General features: G+C 36.8%; 11 protein-coding genes, 2 pseudogenes and 1 riboswitch. Of the genes and pseudogenes, 2 read left to right on the forward strand and 11 right to left on the reverse strand.

What is annotated here, in order from left to right:
• Positions 1-60: 60 nt before the first annotated feature.
• The 3 genes and pseudogenes from EHR_RS12685 to EHR_RS14725 form a co-directional block, all read right to left on the reverse strand.
• Entirely contained in the window at positions 61-837 is a 777-nt protein-coding gene (locus EHR_RS12685; protein WP_010737334.1) for a phosphatase PAP2 family protein, read from the reverse strand.
• Between the two features lie 45 nt (positions 838-882).
• Entirely contained in the window at positions 883-2022 is a 1140-nt protein-coding gene (locus EHR_RS12690) for an FtsW/RodA/SpoVE family cell cycle protein (protein ID WP_010737333.1), read from the reverse strand.
• A 281-nt stretch (positions 2023-2303) separates the two neighbouring features.
• Positions 2304-2471: riboswitch (M-box (ykoK) riboswitch) on the reverse strand.
• 220 nt (positions 2472-2691) lie between these two features.
• Positions 2692-5132: pseudogene (locus tag EHR_RS14725) on the reverse strand (hydroxymethylglutaryl-CoA reductase, degradative).
• A 185-nt stretch (positions 5133-5317) separates the two neighbouring features.
• On the opposite strand from EHR_RS14725, the gene EHR_RS12705 reads away from it, so the two are divergent.
• Positions 5318-6469 carry a hydroxymethylglutaryl-CoA synthase gene (locus EHR_RS12705; protein ID WP_010737331.1) on the forward strand — a complete coding sequence of 384 codons (1152 nt, stop codon included), beginning with the start codon at positions 5318-5320 and terminating at the stop codon, positions 6467-6469.
• A 207-nt stretch (positions 6470-6676) separates the two neighbouring features.
• On the opposite strand, the gene EHR_RS12710 is transcribed toward EHR_RS12705, so the two are convergent.
• The 3 genes from EHR_RS12710 to EHR_RS12720 form a co-directional block, all read right to left on the reverse strand.
• Entirely contained in the window at positions 6677-8854 is a 2178-nt protein-coding gene (locus tag EHR_RS12710; RefSeq protein WP_010737330.1) for a putative mucin/carbohydrate-binding domain-containing protein, read from the reverse strand.
• Between the two features lie 688 nt (positions 8855-9542).
• Complete coding sequence (locus EHR_RS12715) at positions 9543-10271, reverse strand: class I SAM-dependent methyltransferase (RefSeq protein ID WP_010737329.1); 729 nt, start codon at positions 10269-10271, stop codon at positions 9543-9545.
• 384 nt (positions 10272-10655) lie between these two features.
• Positions 10656-13322 carry a cation-translocating P-type ATPase gene (locus EHR_RS12720; protein WP_010737328.1) on the reverse strand — a complete coding sequence of 889 codons (2667 nt, stop codon included), beginning with the start codon at positions 13320-13322 and terminating at the stop codon, positions 10656-10658.
• Positions 13323-13672: 350 nt separating this feature from the next.
• Between EHR_RS12720 and cls the strand changes: the two genes are divergently transcribed.
• Positions 13673-15124 carry a cardiolipin synthase gene (cls, locus tag EHR_RS12725; RefSeq protein ID WP_010737327.1) on the forward strand — a complete coding sequence of 484 codons (1452 nt, stop codon included), beginning with the start codon at positions 13673-13675 and terminating at the stop codon, positions 15122-15124.
• A gap of 197 nt (positions 15125-15321) precedes the next feature.
• Here cls and EHR_RS12730 read toward each other — a convergent pair whose 3' ends face one another.
• The 5 genes and pseudogenes from EHR_RS12730 to EHR_RS12755 form a co-directional block, all read right to left on the reverse strand.
• A complete protein-coding gene (locus EHR_RS12730) occupies positions 15322-17043 on the reverse strand; it encodes a hypothetical protein (protein WP_010737326.1) in 1722 nt (573 codons plus the stop codon).
• A gap of 13 nt (positions 17044-17056) precedes the next feature.
• A pseudogene (locus EHR_RS12735) lies at positions 17057-18069 on the reverse strand (WxLIP family cell surface protein).
• Between the two features lie 13 nt (positions 18070-18082).
• Positions 18083-18793 carry a WxL domain-containing protein gene (locus EHR_RS12745; protein WP_010737324.1) on the reverse strand — a complete coding sequence of 237 codons (711 nt, stop codon included), beginning with the start codon at positions 18791-18793 and terminating at the stop codon, positions 18083-18085.
• Between the two features lie 28 nt (positions 18794-18821).
• On the reverse strand, positions 18822-19481 hold the full coding sequence (locus EHR_RS12750; RefSeq protein ID WP_010737323.1) for a WxL domain-containing protein: 660 nt from the start codon (positions 19479-19481) through the stop codon (positions 18822-18824).
• Positions 19478-19789, reverse strand: a complete 312-nt coding sequence (locus EHR_RS12755; RefSeq protein WP_010737322.1) for an LPXTG cell wall anchor domain-containing protein — start codon at positions 19787-19789, stop codon at positions 19478-19480. Before EHR_RS12755 ends, EHR_RS12750 begins: the two co-directional genes overlap by 4 nt.
• Between the last annotated feature and the right edge of the window lie 163 nt (positions 19790-19952).

Consider the following 19952-nt stretch of genomic DNA (forward strand, 5'->3'; position numbering starts at 1 on the left):
GATAGAACCAAAAAAACAAGCGGTCTCTTTCCCTTAGTTTATTGGTTATGTTTTCCCAGCTTACCCATGCGCATGATAAAAGACATTCAGTTCATAAGCGACACCAGAAATAATTACTGCTAGTAAAAGGACTAAAAGACCTAAAACTACTTTTTGCTTTTTAGAAAAAAGCGTTTTTTTCTTCTCTAATTGCCTTGTTTTCAATATTGAATCTGTGGAGATAAAAGAGAAACAAACAACATAAGACAATAAAACTACTACTGCACTTAACGAAAATCCAGCTAAAATATCACTTGGATAATGGACTCTTAGATATAATCGAGTTGCTGCAATCAGCAATGGATAGCTGATAAAATACCAAGCAACTCTTCTGGTATCCTGACGACTCCAAATAATACTTAACGATAAGATAATTGTTAGGAAAAGCGCAAAGGATAATAAAGAATGTCCACTAGGAAACGAGTAACTCGTACGTATTTCCAATTGTGAAACGGCAGGTCTGATTCGTGCAATGAGCTTTTTTAGAATATACCCAAAAAAACTAACCGCAAAGATATTACAGATATTCCAAATCGCTAACAAATGGTAATTCTTTTTCCAAATATAAAAAGCAAAAAGAAAGGCGAAACATAAGGTCGGACCAATCGTTGCTAACTTAGCAAACAAACGAACAATCGTTGTTAGTTGTGGAAAATTAGGTAAATCGATCTTTGTATAAACCGCTAAATCTAGTGTTTCGAACCATGGAGGATTGATTTTTACGCATAAAATCAATCCAATCAAAAGACATAATGGAACGATTGATAATTTCAGTGCTTTTTGTTGATAATCACTCATAAAACTTTCACTTACTTTCTAACTTCATCTGACTAAACAAATGACTTATTCTACTTTTTTAAAACCTAAAATCATACCTAATCCGCCTCCCATGATCAACAAGGAGGTTCCTCCTTGACTTAGAAAAGGCAAAGGAATTCCTGTTAAAGGCAGTAAACCAATCGAAGCGCCGATATTTTCTACGATTTGAAATAATAGTCCAAATACGAGTACTACCGCTAGATATAGATTTCCTTTATTGTTTGTCTGTATCGCAGTGTAAATAACTTGGTAGAAAAGATAGAAATATAGAAAAACGACGGTCACGCTACCTAAAAAACCAAACGTTTCGGCAATTACAGTAAATACCATATCTGATTCACGTACCGGTACATAGATTGGTGGTATTTCAGCTGGTCGTCCACTAAATCCACCTGCACTAACAGACAATAAGCTTTGTGATTGTTGGTATCCGATCGATTGACTGTAAGCAAAAGGATCGATCCAAGCTCTCACCCGGTCTAATTGATACGTCTTAAAGTTCAGACTATAAAGGATCTCATTACCGTATTTCGTAAAAACTAGACAAATCAATATGACCCCAATAATAAATAAAAAACTAGCACATACGGCCAAGATCTTCCAATGGACCCCTGCAATCATGAACAGAGCCCCCAAACAAATAATAAATACCAAACTTGTCCCAAAATCTTTTTGCATATACATCAACAAGAAAGTTGGTAAACTGATCAACAGAACTTGAAAGACATAGATCAGATCCGTTTTCACGGTACGTTCACTGACTTTCTTTTCATAAAGCAAGGTGAAATAAACGAGAACTAATGCAAAAGTCAATTTAACCAATTCAGAAGGTTGAAAAGTAAAACTACCCATCCTCAGCCAACGTTTCGTATCGGTTAATTGGTACATCACCGGATCATAAAATTTGTAGAGCAAACTCATAATTGCTAATGAAATGGCATAAAAATAAGGAGACAATCGTAACAATAACGCTGTCTTGATTTTTTGTGTCAGTAACAAAAGTCCTAATGAAGCAATGCAAAAGATCACTTGTTTTAAAACAATAGTTTTATAAGGAACTTGGTCGTAGACTGCTGCTCCATATTGCACACCGATACTTAATAAATAAAAGAGAAAAATCGGCAAAAATAACGCATAATTAAACTCAAATGATTTTGATTTCACACACAACACCTCTTAAACGAAAGTTTTCGTAACCAGAATTTCTCTAATCTTCTTATCAAAACATCCGTTATCAACTAGTATCCATTTTGCCATCCTTTCTATTAGGCAAAAGGAGTCACTTTCACATGAGGAAAAATAAAAGTAGCGTGATCAAAATGTGCTGTGATTTATTTTCAAGTAAGTGGTGTAAATATCCAACTCCAAAAAATAAGCCGAAAATTCACAAAAATCAGCAAAGATTTTTAGAAGTTTCGGCTTATTTGTTAAAGTTGCGTACATCAACAACTATCTCATCGTGTGAGTTTTGACACTAAACAACGTAAAGATTTCTCTTAGCTATCTTATGAAGAGCCTTAATTCGACAATTCCTGTTTTACACATTGGCGTCTTTCGACGTTTCTGCGCAATAGCCTATGTTTGTTTAGGAGCCTCGCCTAACAAGTATTAAATTTGAAAAAAAGTATATCCTTTAACGAACAATTTCACAATAGCATCCCGTAGAAAGTTCGCAAAAATTTAGTCATATTTAACCTTTTCCTTAATTTTACCGGCAATTAGCAAAAAAAGAGAGCTTTTGACTAGGAATAATATGAATAAATATAATAAATATATAGTAGCTTTTTATCCATTCTGCTGTTATCCCAATCAGTCTCTCTTTTTTATAAATACTTATTTTTTACGTAATTGCATCAAAAATTTTCTAGCTACGTCCTGATTCATTCCTTCGGCTTTTCTTAGAAATTCAGCGACTTGTTCAATTTCAGTTCCTTGTGCCCCGACTGTGATCGCTAAGGCTCTAGCTTGAAGCGACATATGCCCCTTTTGGATACCGTCTGTCACTAATGCCCGCAAAGCAGCTAAATTTTGTGCTAAACCGACGGCAGCAATGATTTGAGCTAATTCTTTTGCTGATTCAATCTTCAACATGTCTAGTGCAATCTTTGCTTTTGGAAGAATCCTAGAAGCTCCTCCAACTGTTGCCACTGCCAAAGGTACCGTTAATTGTCCAATTAACTTATCTCCAATCATTTGCCAGTCTGACAGGCCTTGGTAAGCACCATCTTTCGCAGCATACGCATGAACGGCAGCTGCACAAGCTCTCGTATCGTTTCCAGTAGCAAGAATGACAGCTTCGATGCCATTCATGATCCCTTTATTATGTGTTGCTGCCCGATAAACATCTAATTTAGCATACTCGGAAGCTTGTTGGATTTTTTCAGCAATTCTCTTTCCTGCTTCAATCGTTTTTCCCAATCGCTCGAAGGGAATCTCACAACTAGCTGTTACTAATGATTCTGTTGCGAAATTGCTTAAAATACTAAATAAAATCTCTTCTTTAGGAAACCAGGAACGTATTTTCTGGGCAACACCTTCTAAGATAGCGTTGATGATATTAGCTCCCATCGCATCTTTTACATCAACCAAGAAATCGATCGATAAGTAATCCAAATTATTACCCTTAAAGTTTCTTGTTGCGATTTCCTGCACTCCACCACCACGTCTCACGATCGAGGGATAACTTGCATTCGCACATGCTAGTAGTTCATCTTGTCTGGCGATGACAGCATCAGTTATACCTCGATTATCCAGTTCCCCTGATAGTACAATCTGACCACGCATCAGGCGTTGTGGTGTAATTGCTGTAATGTCTCCACATATTTTTGCTCCGTTACTGGCTGCAGCAATTACAGACGGTTCTTCTGTCGCCATCGGTACTTGCCTTTTGATTCCATTGATTTGAAAATTAGGTGCAATCCCTAGAGGAATCTCAACTTGACTGATTTGATTTTCAATCAAATGATTGGCTACTTCTTCAGAGAGTGTTCCTACTTTTAATTCATCAGCTTGTGATTGACTGATGATTCCTTCACTAACCAACTGACTCCGACGTTGTTCAGGCGTCAGTTGATAAAACTTTTTTTTTGGTCACTTGATTGTTCCGTTTCTAGATTTGCTTCAAGTAACATGGCTAGTCCTAAGCCTCCACCAATACATAAAGAAGCCACACCATATTGTTGGTTCATTCGTTTCAAGCCATAACTTAATGTTGTCAAAATACGAGCACCACTTGCACCAATCGGATGACCGAGTGCGATGGCACCACCATCTACATTGACTTTTTCTTCAGCTAGTTTTAAGTTGCGATTGACCACGATCGATGAAGCCGCAAATGCTTCGTTGATCTCAAAACGATCGATTTGATCAATAGAAATTTCTGCTTTTTTCAATAATGTTTGGATTGCTGAGATAGGTGCAATTCCCATAATGCTCGGATCAATCCCAATTTCAGAAACAGCCTTGATCGTTGCAAGATAAGGAAGCCCATGTTTGATCGCATATTCTTTTGAAGCTAAAATCAATACCGATGCTCCATCATTTAACGGAGAAGCATTCCCTGCTGTCACAGTCCCATTTTCGGAAAAAACAGTTTTCAAAGTCCCTAATTTTTCCAGTGTACTATTCCCTCGGATGGCTTCGTCTTTATCCATGATTCTTTGATCAGGTAAAGTAACGGGAATAATTTCTGCTTCAAATACCCCGTTTTCACTAGCTTGAGCTGCTTTTTTTTGTGAGTTGAGCGCATATTGATCTTGTTCTGTTCTCGTAACGGAAAATTCGTTCGCTACTTTTTCAGCAGTTAAGCCCATATGTGCATTTGAGAACGCATCTGTCAGCCCATCATTGACCATACTTGAGATCGGCTCTTCATAAGTTGCATTTTCTGCTTCATATTGCTGAAGCAGTGGCGCACGTGACATGCTTTCAGTGCCTCCTGCGACTACTAGATCAGCTTCACCTAACTGAATCAATTGGCGAGCCAAAATAACCGCCTTCATTCCTGAGCCACATACTTCGTTGACTGTCATGGCAGGAACCTGAACAGGGATCCCACTATTGACAGAAATTTGTCTGGCAACATTCTGACCATTCCCCGCTTGTAATACATTTCCAAATATTACTTGATTGATGTTTTCTTTATGGATACCTGTTTTTTCTAACAGTTCTTTTGTAATGATTGTTCCTAATTCTACAGCAGAAAAACTGCTTAAACTGCCACGATACTTTCCAATTGGCGTTCTCGCAGCATCTATAATAACGACTTCCTTCAAGTCAGTCACCTCCTAGAAAAATATACCATTGTTTATGCTAAAAACAAATACCTCACTACAGCTTCAAAAAAATCTAGGAATAAATTTTACAAATCCTTAAATATTCGCTTTTTTATATTTCTTTTAATCTTTTTATGATACTTTAGTAAAGTAAGTTTTTTTATCATGAGTAAAGAGGTGTTGAAATGAAAGTAGGGATTGATCGTCTTTCCTTTTTTATTCCAAATTTATATTTAGATATGACAGAGTTAGCTGAACGTCGGGGAGATGATCCTGCTAAATACCATATCGGTATTGGCCAAGATCAAATGGCCATCAACCGAGTGTCAGAAGATATCGTGACTTTAGGAGCAAATGCAGCTACTAGGATCGTCACAAATGAAGATCGCGAGCTGATCGATATGGTTATCGTAGGAACGGAATCTGGCATCGATCATTCAAAGGCGAGTGCTGTAATTATCCATCATTTATTGAAAGTCCAACCTTTTGCTCGTTCGTTTGAAGTAAAAGAAGCTTGTTATGGTGGAACTGCTGCTCTCCACATGGCAAAAGAATATGTAAAAAATCATCCAGATCGAAAAGTTTTAGTGATCGCTAGTGACATCGCCCGTTATGGTCTAGCTAGTGGTGGAGAAGTGACACAAGGTGTGGGTGCTGTCGCTATGATGGTTACCAAAGATCCACGAATCATCACTATCGAAGACGATAGTACTTTCTTAACCGAAGATATTTATGATTTTTGGCGTCCTGATTATGCGCAATACCCAGTGGTTGATGGTCCTTTATCCAACTCCACTTATATCGAATCTTTTCAAAAAGTTTGGAATCGACATAAAGAGGTAACAGGATTTACTTTAGAAGACTATGATGCGCTAAGTTTTCACATTCCTTACACAAAAATGGGGAAAAAAGCCTTACAAAGTGTCTTGGATCAGACAGATGAAAAAACACAAAATCGCTTATTGACTCGCTATGAAGAAAGTATTCGTTATAGTCGGCGAATTGGTAACCTTTATACTGGTTCTCTTTATCTAGGATTGATTTCTCTTTTAGAAAACTCACAAGTGTTAAAATCAGGTGATCGAATTGGCTTATTCAGCTATGGTTCGGGTGCTGTCAGTGAATTTTTCACAGGTTACTTACAAGACGGCTATCAAGATTTCCTATTGACTGAACTACATCAAGAAATGTTAGAAGGTAGAGAAGCTGTCACAGTCGATCAATATGAAACAATCTTCAAGGAAAAATTACCTGAACATGGGGAAACAGCCGAATATTCTTCCGATGTACCATTTTCAATCTATAAAGTTGAAAATGATATTCGTTACTACAAGTAATCCTATGAGACAACTGCCTGATTGATTTAATAGGTAATCAAAAATGTTTGCAAAAAAGCAACTTTTGACATATAGCTACAAAAAGCAGTAAAACAAAAAATAGCGGCTTGCAATTACTTTTGTCAACATTGTTGTGACAATAAATAACTGTAAGTCGCTATTTGATTTTCTATCCTATTTCATAAACTATATGATGCTTCTTGATATTTAGAACCATTTTTTGAATAGTATATAATATAAAATTTGATATTCTGATTTTTCTTTTAATGTTGTTTGATCCATCATCACCCATAACAATTTCTTTTCTGGTGATCGGTCACTTGGAACCGGATTGACTAACTCTTTATCCCAAAGTTGAGTGGCTAATGACGTAATTCTTTTTTTGAGATCCTCTTTGGCATCATTTTTCAAAGCTAGGTTTTCTAATCCAAATTGGGTTACTACCCAACGATTGGTCGATTGCGTAGTATCAACGATCCCTTCTGAAGAAATGAAGCGCTTTTTAGGTTCTGCATGATAAATTTCAACGATATCACCTATTTTCAATGATACATTTTCTTCACCAGTAACAGACTCTATGCCTTCGATCGTTTTTTCGTATTTCAGTTCTCCTGTACTACTTTTGACCATTACTTTTACATAAGTTTCATTCTCATAACGATAATGAGGTCTCGAATGCGTAACTGAAACAATTGCTTCTTGAGTATCACTGTTCTTGTTTGTTCTAAATGTAAATGAGCCAAACTTCCTGTCATTCACTCCATGAAAATCAATGACTTGGCTATCTTTTACTTCGTCCAACGTAATAACCGCATGATTTGTTACTTCTTTCACGTAAACATAACTATTCTGTGGGATGAAATACATCATTTGATTTCCAGAGAATTCTGCACAATAGATGCCATTAGGAATGTTTTTAAAAGTGACTACTCCTCCAGTGATTTCTTGAGTAGCTATTTCTTTCGCTCCATCTTTTAAAGTTATTTTGGTACCTTTTAATAGGTTTAAATCTTTCAAACTTAATTCAATCGTAAGATCACCTTTTAGATTTAGCGCAGCAATCTCCTTATTTTGCACCATCTCAAAATTAAAATTGATCAAATAAGATGGGTCGACTAATTCACGCGCACGTGCCAACTCACTTTCTGGTACGACATCAGCTAAAGAAGCGACTGCCGGATAACCATGCTCACGATTTTTTTGGACTTGTACTTGATCAAGCGTCAATCCCCATTTCTCTAAAACACCTGAAAAATCTAGTTGACTATTTTCACTATAGATACGATTCATTAAATCAGGTAAGGTATGATCTTCACGGACGAAATCTGATTGATTAGCTATTTTACGATATTCTTGGTACATTTTAGCAAAAGCCTCATCTCCAGCTTTTTGTTTCAACATCGCTAATAAAATTAGTTTTTCGTTGGCTTTAGCCTCAGCATATGTACGTTTTTCGTAGATCATATGTTCATACATACTTCTTTCTACTGTATCTTTTTTCCCTTCAAATAGCCCGCCTTTTTTATCTGCTTCTTTTCCAAATAGGATATTGTACTCATACTGAACACCAAACAAATTATTTGATATTTCTCCCGTATACATTCCAACTCCATCAAAACCAGCTTGATAGCCATGACCAATTTCATGCAACACTTTCCAACTGTCTTCAGTTAACCAGCACTCGACTGTGCTATAGCTATTTGCTGCCCATTCTGAGGAATAATAAGCACCGCCACGTCCGTTTTTATCTGCTTTAAAGAAAAAACGGTTCACTCCATTTTGATTTTCTTTAGACGAGTTATCAAAACCAGCGATTTGATTATAGTAACCAAACAATTCGATGTAGTGTTCGATCAATTCATCTAAGGAACGGTAATCTTTCAAGTTTCTTACTTTTTCTTTATCATTTTTAGGAACAAGCAATTGAAAATCTGGTCCTTTAATCAAAGCATATTCAGCATCGAACTTGTCCCACATTGAAAGAAACATAGTATCGTCTCCATGATAATTATAAACTGGTAATGGTTTAATATTTTCAGAAGTGACGATTTCATATTCAATCTGAGCAGCTTCTTCTCCATATGGCGTATCAATAAACGGAACCAAAAGATCATCTGCACTTATACTTACCCATTCTGAACCAACTAAGATACTTTTTTCGATACTTGAAGCATTACCTAACAATCTCAATCTTAATTTATTTTTGAATTGTTTATTTGTTTGTCTAATCCTCAATTCAACATTTTCGGACAAGATAAATCCTAAATCCTGGCGATCATGATTTTTTCCTTTATCCATCCCTGCATTGAAGATCCAAGTTGGTTCAGGAATACTAAAAATCTCTTTTTTAATTACCTCTTGCGCCTGAACATTCGTAGAAAACAAACAACCAAAAAAATAACACTGATAACCATATCAAAAAAATCTTTTTCAAACAAAAAACATCCTTTTATGTAATTTTATACAAATTGCCATTTAATCAAACAAAGCAATCGTATACATTTAAGTATAAATAAAATAGTCAACAACCACAATAAAAATTATACTTTCACTTCAATTAAACTATTTTTTTAAAGAAATAATTAAGATGCAAGCTATAATTTTCTAAAACAAACATTTTAATGATTTGTTATTTTATAAAATAATAAAAATGATTTAAAACAGTTAAGAAAACATAAGGCCAATATATCTGACAACTCATTTTTCTCCGTTTATTATTTTAGAAAGATAACCAACAGTCAAAAAATAGTTTTAGGTCGATTTCTTAGAGTGAATTGTTAAGACACAAGCAAATATAAGTGTTTTTTCTTTTACGTTGATTTTCGATTACTCCATTAGCCACAACAAAAAAAGACTGAGGCAAGTTGTGATATGCTCTCCCTATACAGGACTTTTATATTTCAGTGTCCTATATAGGGGGGAGCATATCAGATTGGCTCAGTCTCTTCTCATCATATCTCTAAAGACGGATAAACGGTGTTCAAAAAGTCATTCCTCGTCAATCCGTCCTAAGAGATAAATCGTTTTTCTCTATATTCTTAGAGTAAACAAAACTAGTCATGCCCATTTGGGGTCACTCCTTCTTGATTAGTAGTAGCCGATAGGTCAACATCGTTGTACTAACAATTTTTTCTTTTGGGTCAAAATATTTTTGAATATACTCTTTAAAAATTGTTTCTTCTAGATATTCTTGATAATAAGCTCTCATAAAATCTTCCGTAATTTCTTCTTTAAACGTATACGTAAATTCTTTTCTTTTATAGGACCATTCTTCATCTTTTAAATAAGTTTCCAATTGATCCATTATTACTGGTGAAGTCACAGCATCTTCTTCGAAAATTCCTAATTTTTTTTCCAACGATGTAAACAGATCTTCTTTAGAAGAGACAACTCTTAGGATGACACAATATTTTTTCATCTTTGTTAACATTCTACTTAACCTTACGGAATCGTCTAAAGCCGGATTAGAAGCAGAGAAAATAAAATCATACGTTTTTCCATTTTCCAGAAATTCAGAAAAAGTCTGTTTCGTTAGATGAATGTTTTCCCTCCCCAATCTAGCTGCTTCTTCAGTAGCAAACTTCAACATTTCATCCGAAAAATCTATCAATTCATATGTAGTTGCTTCTTTTGACATCGCTAGATAGCGTCCAGCGCCACCTGCTACATCCACTATTTTCTCAGTTGGTAATGCAGCTTCTTTTTTTAGATATTCAATGACATCTCGGACAATTGTTTTGTCTGATTCTTTTTGATTCATGTAGTAATCGCTTGCAAAGGCGTCCCATTCTTCTTCGTTCATTTTCATTCCTCTATTTCTCTATTTTTATATCGCTTTTTCACTTTTCGGAATAAATAATATACTGACTAATTCATAACCAAAACCTACCTGCTCTTAGGCTTATCGAAATAATTATTTTTAAAATTTCTGTCCTTTCATTATACATGATTCACATGTGTTTTCCTTTCTTTCTATCTCATCAGAGCCAAATTTTTAAATTACCGATATAGTTCTTCACTATGTATATTAGACAGCTATCATCAAGTAAAGAATAAAGATGTCATTGAACAAAAAACTGGCTGGTATACATTCGGTTGAATCCCGAAGCCATACCAGCCAGTTGGTGAAATACTCTGCTATTAACTTTTGAATAGCACATCAAAAAATTATCCCAGGTATTCCTTTTTATTTCTCTTTTTGTACGTGTACAAGGATCAGTTTTGTGATTTCCATTAAAATGATTGTTACTAAGGCAATCCCGATTGACGTAAAGACTTCTGTCAAACCAAATGCTGCTGGAATTGAAAAGACTTCTTTCAAGCCTGGGATCATCGTCAAGCAATACAATGCACTACATACTACAACAGCTAACAATACGCTTCGATTTGCGAAGAAACCTGCTTGGATCGCTGTTTGTGTGTTAGAACGCGCAGGGAATGTTTGTAATGTTCGACACCAGATCAATGTAGAAAACGACATTGCTACGCCAAATTCTGGTGAATGTTGCATTCCTAACCATTGCGCAAAAATGACTGCGATACCGATTAATACGCCTCGATAAGTAACCGAGATCAATGTTTTATCGGTAAAGATTCCTGAATTTGGATCTCTTGGTGGACGTTTCATTGTAGCTGGTTCGGCTTTTTCTGTTCCTAAAGCAATCGCTGGTAATGAGTCGTTGACTAAGTTGATAAACAATAATTGTAATGCTGTAAATGGATTGGACCAATCAGCAACTAAAGCGAAGACAATCGCAATGATCGCACCTAAGTTTCCAGAGAATAAATAGGCAATCGCCTTTTTGATATTATCAAAAACATTACGTCCTACTTCTACGGCACTAACGATTGAAGCAAAGTTATCATCGGTCAAGACCATCGCTGCCGCATCTTTCGATACATCCGTACCCGTACCCATGGCAATACCGATATCCGCTTGTTTCAGGGCCGGAGCATCATTAACACCATCGCCTGTCATCGCAGAAATGTGTCCTTTTGTTTGCCATGCACGTACGATTCGGATCTTGTTTTCAGGAGATACACGTGCGTATACAGTCACTTTTTCCAAGACTTCGTTTAATTGATCTTCGGTCAATTCATCTAACTCTGTCCCTGTAAGTGCTTGATCTCCTTCTGCAAAGATCCCAATTTCTTTCGCGATCGCAACAGCAGTCGTTTTGTGGTCTCCAGTGATCATAATTGTTTTAATTCCAGCGCTTCGAGCTTCTTTAACTGCTTGTGTGACTTCTGCTCTTGGAGGATCGATCATGGCAAGTAATCCAACTAGAATCAAGTCATTTTCATCTTCAAATGACAACTCTGGACTTTCAATTGGGCGATAAGCAAAGGCTAAAACACGCAATGCCTTGTTTGAGAAAGCTTCATTTTGTTCTTTGAATTGTTTCATCAATTCCTCTGTCATTGGTACAACTTCACCATTTAGCAAGACCTTTTTACTGCGAGCAAACACGATATCTGGTCCACCTTTAACAAAAAGATAGTGTCCCTGATCAATGTTATGAGCAGTCGACATTAATTTTCGGTCAGAATCAAATGGTAATTCAGCTTTTCTTGGATAGTTGTTACGGATTTCTTGATACGGTTGATTCAATTTTTCACTAAAATCAATAAACGCTACCTCTGTCGGATCTCCAAGTTTCGTACCATCTTCACTGATGGAAGCATCATTGGCTAATACACTGATTTCAATCAAGCGTCTTTCATCGTCTATCCATTTTTTTGGATCATCGGTAAAATCTCCAGTCGAACCATTCGCTAGATAATAATCAACTACCGTCATCTTATTTTGGGTCAATGTCCCAGTTTTATCTGTACAAATAATACTAGTCGAACCCAGTGTTTCCACTGCTGGTAATTTTCGGATAATGGCATGTCGCTTCGCCATTTTATTGGTTCCCAAGGATAAAACGATCGTTACGATTGATTGTAATGCTTCTGGGATGGCAGCAACCGCAACAGCGACTGCAAACATTACTGCACTAACGATATCAGCAGTTAAATCACCTGTGCCTCCGCCAAGATAGATTCGGAACAATTGGATACCTAAAATAACTAACGATAAAGCTAAAATCGCTAAACTTAACTTCTTACTAAATTTATCTAATCCACGCTGTAGTGGTGTTACTTGTTCAGTTGTTGATTCAAGTAACCCTGCCACCTCACCGATTTCTGTGTTATTTCCAGTAGCGGTAACTAAGAATTTCCCACGACCATAAGTAATGATTGTTCCACTAAATACCATGTTGATACGATCACCAATCGGCACTGTCTGACTAATATCAGTTACTTCTTTTTCCGATGCTGTCGATTCACCAGTTAGCATCCCTTCATCCACTTTCAATGATCCAGCTTCTAACAACCGACCATCGGCAGGGACATAATCTCCCGCTTCCAATAAAACGATATCTCCTACAACCAGTTCATTCGCAGGGATCGTTTTTTCTTTTCCATCACGAATCACACGTGCATCAGGTGCAGAAAGATTTTTCAATGCCTCTAAAGAACCTTCTGCTTTCTTCGTTTGGATCACACTAATCACGGAGTTCAACATCAATACGGCAAAAATAACGAAAAATTCGATATAATCTCCCATGACCATTTGAATCAAAGCGACAATCAATAAGACAATAACCATTGCATCTTTAAAAGTTTCTAAAAACAATTTCCACGTTGGCTTCTTAGGTGCTTCTTTTAACTGATTCAATCCGTCTCTTTCTAACTTTTCTTTTGCTTGTGATGTACTCAAACCATCGATTGAGCTCTGTGTTTTTTGCATCAGCGAGTCAATTGGTTCTTTATAGACAACTTGCTGAGCCTGTTCTTTGTTTTCCAAATTCCATCCCCCATTTTGTTTTTCGTTACCAAAAAGTTTTCTGACTGAAAAAAAAGAGACCTAAGACAAATGCGGATTTGTCTTAGGTCTCACCATTTCATACAATACCAGAAAACCAAATGGTTAACTTACTGTTGATATTATCACAACAAACGTTGTCGGTTACTCCCCTAAGGAGATATTCAACTATATTCTTATCCTACATGAATGAATAGAAAATTGCAACCACTTTGCCTTGTGGTTCTTTATTTTTTCAAACCACTTTATAATCTCTGCAACTTCAAATTTAGGATTCTAAGGATTCTCATGATATAATACTGTTTGTTATTCTAAATAAGGAGGAAGCTATTTTGGTTATCACTATTCTCACGATACTTTATTTCATCAATGCACTAATTGCTTTAGTAACTATTTTAATCAAACCTCGTGACGTAGCTGCAATCTGGGCGTGGTTGCTCGTACTATTTGCTCTTCCAGGTCTTGGATTTATTCTATATCTCTTCTTCGGTCGCGGATTGACTGATAAGAAAAAATTTTATTTGAGACAAAGCGACTTGAAAGAACTAGAAAATTTTCAAGATTTCAAAGGAGATACGATCGATCACTATGATCCCGTCATGGATAATGAAGAGCATCAACAATTTGTTGACTTCTTCTCTTCTTTGAATCGCATGCCATTAACCCGACGTAATTCCGTCACTTTATTAACAGATGGTCAACAAAAATTAACTTCTCTATTAAGTGATATTCGGCAGGCAAAGCATTCGATTCATATCGAATATTATGCATTCGTCACGGACAACATCGGACAACAAATCTTGACATTACTTGAAGAAAAAGCTGCTGAAGGGGTTGAAGTCCGCTTATTATATGATGCGTTTGGCTCACACGGCACTAAACCGAAAGACTTTAACCGTTTGATCCAAAATGGTGGTCACGTCCACACATTCGTCACGTCACAAAGAGCATTACTTCGATTCCGCTTAAATTATCACGACCATCGTAAAATCGTCGTGATCGATGGTAAAATCGGCTATACCGGTGGCTTTAACATCGCCAATCAATATGTCAATCCAACCAAAAAGTTTGGTTATTGGCGTGATACTCATATTCGAATCTATGGCGCTGCTGCTTCATTATTACAGCTACGTTTTCTAACGGATTGGAATGTTTCAGTACCCGAACAAAAGAAGGTTGCCTATCATCTTGATTACTTTTTTCAAAAAGAACTTGGGAAAGACGACAAGCATGAAAATACTTCGATTCAACTAGTATCAAGTGGTCCTAACAACGAACGTGAACAAATTAAATTATCCTTTATTAAATTGATCACAGCTGCTAAAAAACGGGTATGGATTCAAACACCTTACCTGGTTCCAGATGAAAGTGTGATCGCTGCCTTAAAAATTGCCGCTTCTTCTGGCGTAGAAGTCAAGATCATGATTCCTAATAAACCTGATCATCCGTTTATTTACCGAGCAACCCAATATTATGCACGTCAATTGATCAAAGAAAACGTTCAAATCTTGGTTTATGAGAATGGTTTTTTACATGCGAAAACATTGATCATGGATGATGAAATTTGTATGGTCGGCTCTGCCAATCAAGATGTTCGAAGTTATCGGTTGAACTTCGAAACCAGTGCTGTCATTTATGATCCAGCCTTTTTAACCCAGTTAGCAGATCAATTTTTACAAGATGAAAAACAATGTACACCGATGACCACAGAAACAGTCAAAGAAATGTCTGGCTGGTTGTTATTCAAACAACAAATTTCTCGTTTGTTTTCACCTATCTTATAAATCATACGCAGGAAAGACTTACAAAACATGAGAAACTAGTGTTTTTTCCTTGAGCCACAAAAAAAGCCAAGAGCTTCAGAAACATTTTTTGTTTCTGGATTTCTCGGCTTATTTCTTTATGTTTAACTATTGCTTATTAGGAAACGTCGAAAATTGCTAGCGGAAAAATGAAGTAAGTCTCTTATCAAAAAATGACTCTATCCAGGAGCTTTTACGATAGTCCATTCTAATTCAGATTGATATACCCCACTTTTCCCTCCTGGAGCAACTGTTAGTTGGAATTGATGAGCTTGGTCTTGAGGTAAAGAATACTCCCTATCATTGATCTGTCTTAATGAAAGATTGACAGGTGTCGTTGAAATCACTGAACGGACCGAGTCATTTTGATAGGCTAACTGAGCCGCTAACTTTTGATCTCCATTACTAAACGGTTGAACTTGTTTAACGGTTAAATCCCAATCCTTTGGCTTGCCTGTTGTATCCTCTACTATCACATTCACTGCTTTTTGTGTCGTTGATTGGCTCGTTTGCCCTGTGATCACTAAATCTTGAAATAACATCTCTGGATCAATCTGTTTAAATGAAATCGTTCCTTGAACCAATTGGATAATCAATTTCTCCTTTTCAGAAACCTGTCCTTCCGCATCTTTTCCATAAATTTCTACGTGGTTTTCTCCTAATTGGAGCTGATCTAGTGGGAGTTTTTGACAAAAATCTGTCCACGTATCTTTCTTTTCATTACTAATAGAATTTACTAAAACATTTTCCGTACCATTTAATTGATAGAAAAGACGAATACTCTCACTTTCTTTATCTTTCCATTGACCTTTGATCACTAGTGACTGATCGGTCGGTGAAACCGTGACTTCACTTGTGGGTTCTAATAGTTTGACCTCTGGTGGTGTGTCTGCTTGAACAAGTGATAGCACTGCATCATCTTCAGCTACTTGCGTGCCGTTAGTGATCTTAAGATGAACTGCATTATCTCCTAATTTCCCATGATTTTTCAAATCAACAGGAATTGAAAACGTCCCGTCTTCCTTAAAATCTGTTACTGATACTGGGATCGTTTGCCCATTGATCGTCAAGTCAGGAGAAAGATTGCTTTGATCGCCCACCCAATTTCCTGTCAATGTTGTTTGGTAGGACTGCTCATCTGAAACAGTGATTTGCTTATTTTTTGTTGCTTCATCAAAAGAAAGGCCTAGTTCTTGAATCTTTGGCGCTGATACTGTTAGGAAATTATCCCAGTCAATCGTAGCTGTCTGACTATCGAAAATAGCTGTATGAAAAGTAAATTTACTTTTCGTTAGTGCTTCTTTTGTGATCTCCGCTTGGTAAGATAATGACACTTTATCCCCTTGATGAAGCAATAATTTTTGTAAGGAATATTGATCGTCGTAGTTTCCATCTGTAAAACCTGAGTCAGAGATTTGGGTCATCCTACCGTTATATGTGATATCGTCTGAATATAATATTTTTACATTCGTATTAAAATACCACAACATCGTTGATTGCAACTGTGTATTGCTATCAATAAAGGCACCTGTTTGATTTTCCCCATTCATTGGCTGATAAGTAAAGGCTGGATCCCCGAATAATTTTAGCCCTTGAGTTTCTTCGGGATATAAAATCACGACAGAAGACTGCTTGTACACATCTGGCAGAATTCCTTCGTCCTGTTTTTCTAAAGTCGTCGTGACAGTAATTTTATCGCCTACAGCTGTGTAATTAGGTGCATGATCTTTTGTATAAGAAATGGTTGCTTTTACATGCCCATCAAAAATGAGTCCTTCCGTCTTTTCTGGATAAGTAACATCCGCTAACACCGAAGTAGTAGAAAAGAAAAGAGTGATCAAAAAACAAAAAAAGAATAAAAAGATAAAGAGCTCTTGTCTTAATTGTTTTTTTGCATCCATTTGACTAGCTCACCTACCTTTTTGCTTTCAGTAATTTCCAACTTAAAAATAAAATGATCAGCACAAGAAATAGTCCAATTCCGATAATGAGGGATAAATAAGGGATTCCCTTTTCATTTGTCACAGCATCATGATTTAGTTTATTTGCTTTATCAGCTTTAATTGTCAAATCAGAGGTCATATGCCAGCGATGAGTGGTTCCTTGCTCTTTTGCATCAATGGTCACTGTATAGTTACCTGCAGCGATTTTGTCTTTGTTCAAACCGATCGGAAAATCAAAATTTGTATTGGGTGCGATCGACAAATTCTCCTTTTTCGTTTCATACAGTATCTCATTACTGTCTTTTTTCGTCACTTTAGCATCAAATGCCACCTTACTAATGATCGTAGCTGTCGGATTTTGGATATTTGCAAAGATTGTCGTATACGAGTTTTGTAATCCTACGTTGACTTTTTTTAATTTTAAGTCAGGAGTCACTTTAACCAAACTATTTTGTAATTTAACGCCAATGACATAGGCATATTTATTACGGATCGCCGTTCCTTTTGCTTTTTGGCTAATGTCATCCTTCTTACTAACGTGAATCCCGCCAAGAACGATCCCCTTAAAAGCAGTTTTTGGCATGGTGATCTGGAATTGAACATCCTCAGCTTTTCCCGCAGGTAATTCTACTTCTTGTGTTTTGGGTTTTACTAGTTGATTCAACTCGTATTTGGCTGACGGATCTTTTTTAAATTCATTTTTTCCATAATCGATCACACCATTGCTATTGGTTGCAGCATTATTCACGTTCACAAGAAAAGCAGCTTTTTCTTTCCCAGTATTCGCTAGATGGATCTTAATTGTTTTTGTTGATTGGGCTGAAGGTGTAAATCAAAATACGAAAGATTCTTGTCAACTTGGAAATCTGGAATATCCGCGCTAACGCTATATGCTGATTCATTTGAATCAGCATAGACGGACATTGGCAACATAGTCACCCATAATCCAAGAACCAAAACAATCAATGCTCGTAGTTTATTCATCTTACTCCTCTTTCTATTCCGTTGGGCCTGCCGTCAATGTCCAGGTAATCGTAGCCGTATATTCTTTTGCTTGTGCCGATCCTGAAGGAACCGCTAACTGCACATTTGCATTGTCTCCTTGTGTTCCATTAAAGACATCTACCCAAGTGCCTTCTCCAGCTAAACTATCTGCTGTCATGACCGTTTGTGCTTCTGTATTGGCAAAAACGACATCATTCGTCACTGGCTTTTTACTGATATTATCTGAATTAGTAGCTGCTTCACCATTTTTAAATGAAAGAATGGCTCCTTTTAATTCTGAGTTGTCACTAGCTGTAAATTTTGAGGCTGAGGCTGTCAAAACCCAACCACCTTCTACACCACGCTTATCCGTTACTTGGACATAAGGGGAAGCATTGACTGCATGATATACTTGTCCAGTCGTAGCAATATCTTTGGTACCAAATGTAATATTCGAAACATAATCGATCGATAATGGACCATTGTCTCCTGTCCCATGGTTATCTGGATCATCTGGATCAATCGGATTATTTGGATCAACTGGCGTATCCGGATCGTTAGGATTGACTGGTGTGACCGGATCGGTATTGGTTCCATCAAAAGTGATCTTTGCAGTAGAAGTAGTTGAATCATCAATCGTTTCGTCTGCTTTCACCATCGTAGATAATAAGATAGTAGAAAATAATGAGGCCGTTGCTAGCGTATAAAGTACTTGTTTTTTCATTGTTATTCCATTTCTCCTTTAATTAAAACTATGCTGGTGCATCAGTTAATGTCCAAACTAAAGTGGCCGTGTAGGCTCCTGCCAAATTCCCTGAAGGAACTTTTAACTTCACTTGAGACGTTGTCATTTCATCTGCCCAAGTACCCAGACCAGTATCTTTCACTGCTGACATGATATTTTGGGCATCATCATTGACGGTGATTTCATTTGTAGCAGGCGCAGCGGATTGACTATCTGCGACAGTTTTAGTTTGCCCAACTGGTAGCGTGAGTTCTGCCCCTTTTAATGTTTGATCAGCTGAAGAAAAACCAGATTGTGCTGGATCATAGTTTACTTGCAGATTCCAACCAGCCCCTGTTCCTCGTAAATCTGAGATTTGAGCTTCGACCATGTTAGCTGGTGCTGTTGCTTGGTAAGTCTCTGTCTTCCCAGAAATCATTTGAGTCCCAAAATCAATATTTGAGATATAATCAATACGCAAATCACCTGTGTTACCAGTAGGTTGATTCGATGATGGGTTATCATCTGGATCAAGAGGGTCAATCGGCCCTACTGGATGATCAGGATCTTGTTTCGTCAAGCCGATTTTTGCTGTACTTTTTCCACTTAAATCATCGGCATGTACGGTTAAAGCCCCCATTAAAAAACTTGTACTGAGTAATACAGTCGTTAAGATTATTTTTTTCACTGTTGTTCCTTCTTTCTTTTCCTGAACAGTTGCCATAGACCTATCACTAAAGTAAGAAAACCCAGCCATTCTAAAAAGAACGAGGATCGGTCATTTGTCTGTGGAAATCGTGTTTTTTCTTCTTTTTTTGTTACCTGATTTTTTTCAGATGCAGAAAATAGAGTACTTGGGTCTTTCGGAAGCTCCCCTTTAAAGGTGATCCCCACCTGACTTTTTTCACTTGAAGCAAATACTTCATCATTTAAAACGGATAATTGGACCGATAAAAAAATCAAAACATACAAAACAATCTTTTGAAATGTCTTCACATGTATTTTGCATCTCCCCTTTTTAAATAGTTATTAAATGTCAGATAGGATCGATTTTTCGTTCATGACTAGTTAGAACACTCAAAAACAAAAAATAGGTCTATATCTTTTCAAACCAGAATCATACACGCTTCCTCTTTTCCCAGCAACGTAATAAATGTAT

The organism is Enterococcus hirae ATCC 9790 (assembly GCF_000271405.2).
GTDB lineage: Bacteria > Bacillota > Bacilli > Lactobacillales > Enterococcaceae > Enterococcus_B > Enterococcus_B hirae.